The organism is Pseudomonas sp. BP11-1-1 (assembly GCF_052112105.1).
GTDB lineage: Bacteria > Pseudomonadota > Gammaproteobacteria > Pseudomonadales > Pseudomonadaceae > Aquipseudomonas > Aquipseudomonas alvandae.
The window spans coordinates 1-9,546 of sequence record NZ_JAUTYU010000034.1 but is presented as its reverse complement, the minus strand read 5'-3'; the positions used below and the strand labels follow the sequence as shown (position 1 = coordinate 9,546).

The window sequence follows — 9,546 nt, the reverse complement described above, 5'->3', positions numbered from 1 at the left end:
TGTTTTGGGCTGGTCTCAAGATTTGTGTACACCACCGTTCCCCTGTGGGAGCGAGCTTGCTCGCGAAAGCGGAGTGTCAGTCAACGATGATTCGGCTGACCTGACGCCATCGCGAGCAAGCCCGCTCTCACAGTTGTTTTTGGGTGGTTTCGAGATTTGCGTGCACACCGATTCCCCTGTGGGAGCGAGCTTGCTTGCGAAAGCGGTGGGTCAGTTAGCGATGATTTGACTGATCCACCGCTTTCACAAGCAGGCTCGCTCCCACAGGATCAGCTTTCTTTTCAGGTATCAAAGGAGATCCAGTTTGTCCTCTCCCATCCCGGTCACGATCCTCAGCGGCTTCCTCGGTGCGGGCAAGACCACATTGCTGCGTCATCTGCTCAAGGCCGAGCACGGCTTGAAAATCGCAGTGATCGAGAATGAATTCAGCGATGCCGGCATCGACACCCAACTGCTGGGTGACGAGCCGGTGCAAGTCATGACGCTGGCCAACGGCTGCGTGTGCTGCACCATTCACACCGACCTGACCAAAGCCCTTTACCTGTTGCTCGAACGGCTGGACAGCGGCGAGATCCACTTCGATCGTTTGGTGATCGAATGCACCGGCCTGGCCGATCCGGCCCCGGTGGCCCAGACATTTTTCATCGACGAAGACCTGCGCGAGCGCTACATCCTCGACGGCATCCTGACCTTGGTGGATGCCGCCCACGCTGATGTCCACCTGACCCAAACCATCGCCCAGGCCCAGGTCGGATTCGCCGATCGGTTGCTCTTGAGCAAGACCGATCTGGTGGACACAGCCCATGTCAACGCGTTGAGTGAGCGGCTGAACCGGATCAATCGGCGGGCGCCTGTCCGCGTGGTCGAACATGGCCGGATCGATCTGGCCGAACTGCTCGATATCCGGGGGTTCAATCTCAACGCTGACCTTGGCGCCGGGTTCAGTCTTCGTCCGGTTGGCAAGGCCACCACGGGCGATCGCATCAGCAGTCTCGTACTGCGCACCGATCAGTCACTGGATATCGATAAACTCAGCGAGTTCATGAACCAGCTGCTGGAAGCGCATGGCAAGCAGTTGCTGCGCTACAAGGGGGTGCTGAACATCGCGGGCGAACCCCGTCGGCTGGTGTTTCAAGGAGTGCTCAAGTTGTACGGTTTCGATTGGGATACCGAATGGGCTCCAGGCGAAGCTCGCGAGAGCGTGATTGTGTTCATCGCCGATGAATTGCCTGAAGAGCAGATCCGTGCCGGTTTCAACGCTGCGCTCCACTGACGGACGCGGGTTCCGGGCCATCCGAAGCGTTCGCTCCGGATGGCCCGGGGACCGGCCCGGTATTCAGGATGGGGGAGGCGTTAGAACGCTCAGGATGAAAGTTATCTTTGCATTCTCTTTTGTTTCGCCCAGATAGGTGTAAGGCGAGCCTCGCGCTATTAATCTACCCACGTATTTATTATTTGGGGTCATCAGCGTGACGGGGGTGTGGGTCATTTTAATATTGTCCCGAGTGAGCGTGTTGTTGTTCTGGTCAATAAGGCTAAACAAGGCGGGGCGCTTGGGGTTCGAATGAGTCACGCCAAAAACGTTAATCCAGACTTTGCTGACGAATTTTTTGTAATGCTCACCTGTGTTTTTAACAGACAGCACGTACCCGGCTTCGGTGTATTGAAAGCGTAGCTTTAGCGCCTTCCGGTCCGGGCCTGGTTGTTTAGGGGCGATGCCAAAAAAGCTCGAATGGTCACGGGTTTGGGGCTTGCCGGTAAAAAAGCCTCCGCTGAATGCGGTCAAGGTGGCGAGTGCCGGCTTGCCGTGCAGTGCCTCAAGCAGGTTTACCCGCTCATTCATGACTCTAAGTTCGGCGTCGAATGAAAGTCTACTTTCCATGTTTTAAAGCGTCCTTTGAAATTTTTTATTCAGTGCGTTAGCGTTATATTTTTTTTATGACTGGAACGGGAAATTTAATTATTACGAAAGTTAATGCTTGGCTGGAGATTGGATAATTTAGACGGTTCTCCCTGGCCCCTTGAAATGATCAATAAAAAAGGCCCACATCTTTCGATGTGGGCCTTTCAGGCAGCCGTGTAGCCGGCGGATCAAGCGCCGTATACAGGCAGCTTCTTGCAGATGGCCTTGACCTTCTCACGCACGGCGTCGATCACCGCCTCGTTGTTCAGGTCCGCCAGGATGTCGCAGATCCAGCCGGCCAGTTCCTTGCACTCGGCTTCCTTGAAGCCACGAGTGGTCACGGCCGGGGTGCCGAAACGCAGGCCCGAGGTGACGAACGGGGAACGTGGATCGTTGGGTACCGAGTTCTTGTTGACGGTGATGAACGCTTTGCCCAGCGCTGCGTCAGCGTCTTTGCCGGAGATTTCCTGCTTGATCAGCGACAGCAGGAACAGGTGGTTCTCGGTGCCGCCGGACACTACGTCGAAGCCGCGCTCGATGAACACGCCGGCCATGGCCTTGGCGTTCTTGACGACTTGCTGCTGGTACGCCTTGAACTCAGGTTGCAGGGCTTCCTTGAAGCAGATCGCCTTGGCGGCGATCACGTGCTCCAGCGGGCCACCCTGGGCGCCCGGGAAGACAGCGGAGTTCAGCTTCTTCTCGATGTCGGCGTTGGCGCGAGCCAGGATCAGGCCGCCACGTGGACCGCGCAGGGTCTTGTGGGTGGTGGTGGTCACCACGTCGGCGAACGGCACCGGGTTCGGGTACACGCCAGCGGCGACGAGGCCGGCAACGTGGGCCATGTCGACGAACAGGTAGGCACCGACCTTGTCGGCGATTTCGCGGAAGCGCGGGAAGTCGAGGACCTGGGAGTAGGCGGAGAAACCGGCCACGATCATTTTCGGCTTGTGCTCGAGGGCCAGGCGCTCGACTTCGTCGTAGTCGATCAGGCCATTGCCGTCGATACCGTACTGGACGGCGTTGTACAGCTTGCCGGAGGAGGAAACGCTGGCGCCGTGGGTCAGGTGACCGCCGTGGGCCAGGCTCATGCCCAGGATGGTGTCGCCGGCCGACAGCAGCGCCAGGTACACGGCGGCGTTGGCTTGGGAACCAGCGTGTGGCTGGACGTTGGCGTAGTCGGCGCCGAACAGCTCCTTGGCGCGGTCAATGGCCAGTTGCTCGACCACATCGACATACTCGCAACCACCGTAGTAGCGCTTGCCTGGGTAGCCTTCGGCGTACTTGTTGGTCAGTACCGAGCCTTGAGCTTCCATCACCGCGGGGCTGGTGTAGTTTTCCGAAGCGATCAGCTCAATGTGCTCTTCCTGGCGCTGAGCTTCTTGCTCCATGGCGGCAAAGAGATCGGCGTCGTACTTGGCAATAGTCAAATCACGGCTGAACATGGCGGTCCTCAAGGATCGGGGCAGAAAAGGGGGGCATTCTACCTCAACCGGTTTTGGAAGGCATATGAAAGGAATTCAGCTTCAAGCTGCAAGCGACGAGCTACAAGCAGAAGCAGATTCGCGTTAGCTTGAAGCTTGCCGCTTGAAGCTCGCAGCTGCCTCAATCAATCATGAACAACGCATCATTGCTGAACTGCGCTTCGAACCGATTCGCCGGCATCGGGCGGCCGAACAGGTAGCCCTGGACCTCGTCGCAGCCGTGCTCGCGCAGGAAGTCCAGTTGCTCGTGGGTTTCGACGCCCTCGGCGATCACCGCGAGGTTGAGGCTGTGGGCCATGGCGATGATTGCCCGGGCGATCTGTGCGTCCTGCTCGCCGGACGGCAGGCCGTCGACGAAGGTGCGGTCGATCTTCAGCACGTCGATGGGGAATTGCTTGAGGTAGTTGAGCGACGAATAACCGGTGCCGAAATCATCGACGGCGATGCTAAGGCCGAGGTTTTTCAGCCCGGCAAGGATCTGCATTGCCTCGCTGACTTCGCGCATCAGGATACTTTCCGTGAGTTCCAGCTCCAGGCAGGCCGGCGGCAGGCCGGTGTTGCGCAGGATAGTGGCGATGCGCGTGCCCAACTGGCCGTCGGAGAACTGCCGGGCGGAAATGTTGACCGAGACTTTCGGCACCCGGACCTTGGCCTGGTGCCAGGTCCTGAGTTGCCGACAGGCTTCGGTGATGACCCAGTCGCCGACGTCCACCACCAGCCCGAGTTCCTCGAGTACGGGAATGAAGTCCCCCGGCGGCACCAGCCCGCGTCGCGGATGGCGCCAGCGCAGCAGGGCCTCGGTACCGGTCAGGCGTTTGCCATCGCCGCTGAACTGCGGTTGGTAATACAGCACGAACTCGTTCTGCTCCAGGGCATGGCGCAGGTCGCTTTCCAATTCCAGGCGCTCCAGGGCGCTGGCGTTCATGTCGGCCTGGTAGAACTGGAAGTTGTTCTTGCCGCGTTCCTTGGCGTGGTACATGGCCGTGTCGGCGTTCTTCATCAACTGGCTCAGTTCGTTGCCGTCCTGGGGACTCAGGGCGATGCCGATACTGGCGGTGACGAAGAATTCCCGGCCTTCCAGCACGAATGGCCGGACTAGGCTGGCGAGGATCTGCTCGGCCACGGTGATGGCCCGGTTCAAGGCCATTTCGCGGCTGGCGCGCGGTTGCAGCAGCAGCGTGAACTCGTCGCCGCCCATGCGCGCCACGGTGTCGTCGTCGGCCACGCAGCCGAGCAGGCGCGTGGCCATTTCCTTGAGCATGCGGTCGCCGGCGGCGTGGCCGAGGGAGTCGTTGATCGGCTTGAAGCGGTCCAGGTCGAGGAACATCAGCACGACCCAGGTCTTCTGCCGCTCCGCCGATTGCAGCGCGGTGTGCAGGCGATCCTGGAACAGCGTGCGGTTGGGCAGGTGGGTCAGGGCGTCATAATAGGCCAGGCGATGAATGCGCTGCTCGCTGGCCTTGCGCTCGCTGATGTCGCTGAAGAAGCACACGTAACTGGCCAGGTCGCCTTCGTCGTCCAGCACCGCCGTGATGCCGACCCAGGCCGGATAATGTTCGCCATTGCGGCGCTTGAGCCAGACTTCGCCTTCCCACGTGCTGTGCTGTTGCAATTGCTTGAGCACATAGCGCAAATGGGCTTCCTGCTGCTCGTCCACGGTCAGCATGTTGGGCAACTGGTCCAGGACCTGCGAGACGGCATAACCGCTGACGCGGCTGAAAGCCTCGTTGGCCTGGACGATATAGCCGGCAGGGTCGGTGATCAGGATCGCCGAGGTCGAATGTTCGAATACGGTGGCGGCCATGCGCAGGTCTTTTTCGGCTCGACGCTGTTGGCTGATGTCGCGGCCGACGCCGAGCACGCCTTCGAACGCGCCATGGTCGTCCCACACCAGCACCAGCCGCAGTTCGATTGGAATCTTGCGCCCATCGGCGCGCAGGCAGTCGAACAAAAACAGTTGGGTCTGCATCTGGTTGCGCAGTTCGGCCAGTTGGTCGGGCTTGTCGAGGGCCTTGCTGACCCGGTCCATCAGGCTGTAGATGCCCGTCAGTTGCTGCGGATTGGCGATGGTCGATTGCCAGCCGTTCTGGAAAATCCAATCGGAGGTGTAGCCCAGCACCGCCTGGACCGACGGGCTGACATAGTTGAGCGAGAGCTTGCTGTCGGTGGAGAAAATCACGTCGCTGATGCTTTCGGCGAGCATCCGGTAGCGTTGCTCGCTGTCGCGCAGGGATTCGCTGGCCTCGATCTGCTCGGTGATGTCTTTTGCCACACCGATGATGCGTGTCACCTGGTCGTAGCGGTCCCGGGCCAGGGCTTGCTCACGAACCTCGAAGCGTCGCCATTTGCCGTTGCGATGGCGGAAGCGCAATTGGCATTGCAACAGTTGCGTATAGCCGCCGCGTCGCTGTTGCTGGCGCAGAAAGTGGTACTGGTCGGCGTCGTCGCTGTGCAGCAGGATTTCCCAGAAGTACTCGCCCATCTGGTGCAACTCGGTGCGGTCGTAGCCGAGCGTCTGCCCCAGGTGGTGGTTGCTGAAGATCATCCGCTGGCTGATGACGTCCTGTACATAAAGATGATCCGGAACGGTGCGTACCACATCGGACCAGAAACCTTCGCGTTCGAGCAGCGAGAGTTCGACCAGCTTGCGGCTGGTGATGTCGTTGATGCTCAGGATGACGGCGTTATAGTCGCGCTGTGTTTCCGGCAAGCGCAGGACCAGCCATAAATGCTGGTCTCGACCATGGGCGTCCTGCAACTTGATTTCCAGTTCCAGCTGCTTGTGCTCGTCGAGCAGTGCTTCGAGCAGTTTCGAACCGATGGGATTGTTGTCCCTCGGGCCGTTGCCGACCAGCAGTTGCCAGGCTTGTTCGCAGGAATCGACATTGAGCAGCTTCAAGGCCATCTGGTTGACTTCGGTGACGTGCACCTGCTGCTGCAACTGTCCGAGGTGCTGCGGGTCCTGCAGCCAGGCGCGCAACTGTTCGCCGTCCTGCAGGCCGGTCCGGGTGAAGAATGCCTTCAGGCCGGACAGGTCGAGCACGCAGAGGGCCACGCCGGTGCCCTCGAAAATGTCCTGGTAGCGACGGCGGCCTTCGTGCAATTGCCGCTGGCGTCGTCGCATGTTCAGCAGGGCGATCACCGGGAGCATCGAGAACGCCAGGCCCAGCAGGCATTTGCCGATGAAGGCCGGGAGCAGTTGTTCAAGCACCTGGCGCCGATCGAACAACCCGCGCAGTTGCCAGTCGCTGCTGCTCAGGGGCACGGTCAGCACGGTGTCGCTCAGGTCTTGGGAGGTCAGTTGGGTCGGGGTGGTCGAGGGCCGGCTTTCGTCGCGGCTGATGATTTGCTGGTTGAGACGGTTCTCCACCAGCCACAACGGTCGCAGGCCCGTGTCGGCCTGTTTGGTCAACGTCGAGAAGAAGCTCGGCGTCAGGCGCAGCGCCCAGTAACCACGACTGCTGCCGCTGGCCTGGTGCAGCAACAGGTGCACCACGGAGCCATCTTCGGCATTGCTGAAGTAGTGCGCCTGGGCACGGCTACGTCGTACCAGCTCGGCCAGGTAGTCGGCGTCCTGGCTGTCGGCATCGCTGTCACTGAGCACCCTGCCCGATGGGCTCAGCAACGCCAGGCTGCGCAATTGGGGCAATGATTGCTGAAGCTTGCGCAGCAGGGCCTGCTGTTCGTCGGCAGTTTGCGGTTGTTCGACGATCGGTAGCAGGTTAAGGGCGATTTGCGCGTTCAAGGCCATGTTCAGGCTGACTTGCGCGGCCAGGTCAGCGGTGTAGTCGATGGTGTATTGACGTTGTTGCTGCTGGGTTTCACGCAACTGATCAAGCAACTGCCAGAAGAGCAGGCCCAGCAATAACAGGACCAGCGAGGCCAGCGCGCCCTTCAATGTTCCGCGCAGGGGCAGGCCGGGCACAGCTGTCGGTGCGCGTGGGGACGGAGGCGGCGTGACATTGGACAAGCTGTAATCCTGCGGTTTGCTGGACTGGCGCGACGGGCACTATAAGCCGGACGCCCGAAGGGCGGCTAGCATGCCTTGACTTGTGGCAAAGTGCCAGCCCTTGGCGGCTGGACCTGGACCGACGGTTGAGGTAGCTTTGCCGGTCAAACAAGAACGTCCCAGCTCCAGCTTCCCAGGCGCCATCCGCCCGCTGGCATTGATAGCATCAAGTGCCGGTGCCGCGCATGGCCTGGCTCGTTCTTTTCACCTGTCACTGACGCTAGGTTCACCATGGCTCAATACGTCTTCACCATGCATCGGCTGAGCAAAGTTGTTCCGCCGAAGCGGGAAATCCTGAAAAACATCTCCTTGTCTTTTTTCCCCGGCGCCAAGATCGGCGTACTGGGTCTCAACGGCTCGGGTAAATCCACCCTGTTGAAGATCATGGCCGGCGTCGATAACGAATTCGACGGCGAAGCCCGTCCGATGCCAGACCTGAACATCGGCTACCTGCCGCAAGAGCCTCAGCTGGATCCGACCAAGACCGTCCGTGAAGTGGTCGAGGAAGCGGTCAGCGTCATCAAGGACGCCCAGGCGCGCCTGGACGAGGTCTATGCCGCCTACGCCGACCCGGATGCCGACTTCGACAAGCTGGCCGCGGAGCAGGCCAAGCTCGAAGCGATCCTGCAGGCCAGCGACGGCCACAACCTGGACCGCCAGCTGGAAGTCGCCGCCGATGCGCTGCGCCTGCCAGCCTGGGACGCGAAGGTCGAACACCTCTCCGGTGGCGAGAAGCGCCGCGTGGCCCTGTGCCGCCTGCTGCTGTCGGCCCCGGACATGCTGCTGCTCGACGAACCGACCAACCACCTGGACGCCGATTCCGTTGCCTGGCTCGAACACTTCCTGCACGACTTCCCGGGCACCGTGGTTGCGATCACGCACGACCGGTACTTCCTGGACAACGTCGCCGGCTGGATCCTGGAACTCGACCGCGGCGCGGGCATTCCATACGAGGGCAACTATTCGGGCTGGCTGGAAGCCAAGTCCGATCGTCTGGCCCAGGAATCCAAGCAGCAATCGGCCCATGAAAAAGCCATGAAGGAAGAACTGGAGTGGGTGCGCAAAGGCGCCAAGGCCCGCCAGTCCAAATCCAAGGCTCGCCTGCAGCGCTTCGAGGAAATGCAGTCCCAGGAATTCCAGAAGCGCAGTGAAACCAACGAGATCTACATCCCGGCCGGTCCGCGCCTGGGTGACAAGGTCATCGAGTTCAAGAACGTCACCAAGGGCTACGGCGATCGCGTGTTGATCGACAACCTGTCGTTCTCCATGCCCAAAGGCGCCATCGTCGGTGTGATCGGTGGTAACGGCGCAGGTAAATCCACGCTGTTCCGCATGCTGATGGGCAAGGAAACCCCGGATTCGGGCAGCATCGAGATCGGTGAAACCGTGCAACTGGCCTGCGTCGACCAGAGCCGTGAGGACCTGGACGGCAGCAAGACCGTGTTCCAGCAGATCTCCGACGGTTCCGACCAGATCCGCATCGGCAACTATGAAATCCCGTCGCGCACTTATGTCGGTCGCTTCAACTTCAAGGGTGGCGACCAGCAGAAGTTCGTCAAGGACCTCTCCGGTGGTGAGCGTGGTCGCTTGCACCTGGCGTTGACGCTGAAGGAGGGCGGCAACGTCCTGCTGCTCGACGAACCGTCCAACGACCTCGACGTCGAAACCCTGCGCTCCCTGGAAGAAGCCTTGCTGGACTTCCCTGGCGCCGCCATTGTGATCTCCCACGATCGGTGGTTCCTTGACCGTGTGGCAACCCACATCCTGGCGTACGAAGACGACTCGCAAGCGGTGTTCTTCGAAGGCAACTACACCGAGTACGAAGCCGATCGCAAGAAGCGCCTCGGCGAAGCCGCTGCCCAGCCGCATCGCGTACGGCACAAGAAACTGGCCTGATTGGGTCGGTTGCATGAACAACGGAGCCTTCGGGGCTCCGTTTTTCATGGAACAGCTTATCGAAGCGAAGACCGTGGCGAGGGAGCTTGCTCCCGCTCGGTTGCGCAGCAACCGCAAAAAAGCGAGGGCGGCTGTGCCACCCAGCGGGAGCAAGCTCCCTCGCCACGAACGCCTCGGGTTTTACTCCAATTCAATCGCCACCACCTCGATCGCCACATCCCCCGCTGGCCGCTTCCACACCACCTCATCCCCCACCT

6 protein-coding genes and 1 pseudogene are annotated in these 9,546 nt (G+C 60.5%); 4 read left to right on the top strand and 3 right to left on the bottom strand.

Annotated features, from left to right (window positions below; translation table 11 throughout):
- Window positions 1–229 (top strand): hypothetical protein (locus Q7C33_RS28825; RefSeq protein WP_407684588.1); only part of this gene is annotated, 229 nt, incomplete at its 5' end.
- Between the two features lie 75 nt (window positions 230–304).
- Window positions 305–1,273: a GTPase gene (yjiA, locus tag Q7C33_RS28820; RefSeq protein WP_407684587.1), complete on the top strand. Its 969-nt coding sequence runs from the start codon at window positions 305–307 to the stop codon at window positions 1,271–1,273.
- Between the two features lie 63 nt (window positions 1,274–1,336).
- On the opposite strand, the gene Q7C33_RS28815 is transcribed toward yjiA, so the two are convergent.
- The 3 genes from Q7C33_RS28815 to Q7C33_RS28805 all read right to left on the bottom strand — a co-directional run bounded on the left by Q7C33_RS28815 (window position 1,337) and on the right by Q7C33_RS28805 (window position 7,354).
- Window positions 1,337–1,882 carry a hypothetical protein gene (locus Q7C33_RS28815; RefSeq protein ID WP_407684586.1) on the bottom strand — a complete coding sequence of 182 codons (546 nt, stop codon included), beginning with the start codon at window positions 1,880–1,882 and terminating at the stop codon, window positions 1,337–1,339.
- Between the two features lie 209 nt (window positions 1,883–2,091).
- The gene (glyA, locus tag Q7C33_RS28810) at window positions 2,092–3,345 is read right to left on the bottom strand and encodes a serine hydroxymethyltransferase (protein ID WP_030140299.1); all 1,254 of its coding nucleotides are present in this window, start codon (window positions 3,343–3,345) and stop codon (window positions 2,092–2,094) included.
- A gap of 160 nt (window positions 3,346–3,505) precedes the next feature.
- A complete protein-coding gene (locus Q7C33_RS28805; protein ID WP_407684585.1) occupies window positions 3,506–7,354 on the bottom strand; it encodes a sensor domain-containing protein in 3,849 nt (1,282 codons plus the stop codon).
- A 270-nt stretch (window positions 7,355–7,624) separates the two neighbouring features.
- Here Q7C33_RS28805 and ettA point away from each other — a divergent pair, with 270 nt between their 5' ends.
- Both ettA and Q7C33_RS28795 read left to right on the top strand, forming a co-directional pair.
- A complete protein-coding gene (gene ettA, locus Q7C33_RS28800; protein ID WP_030140297.1) occupies window positions 7,625–9,289 on the top strand; it encodes an energy-dependent translational throttle protein EttA in 1,665 nt (554 codons plus the stop codon).
- A gap of 13 nt (window positions 9,290–9,302) precedes the next feature.
- Window positions 9,303–9,546 (top strand): annotated as a pseudogene (locus Q7C33_RS28795) (hypothetical protein); the annotation flags it as partial.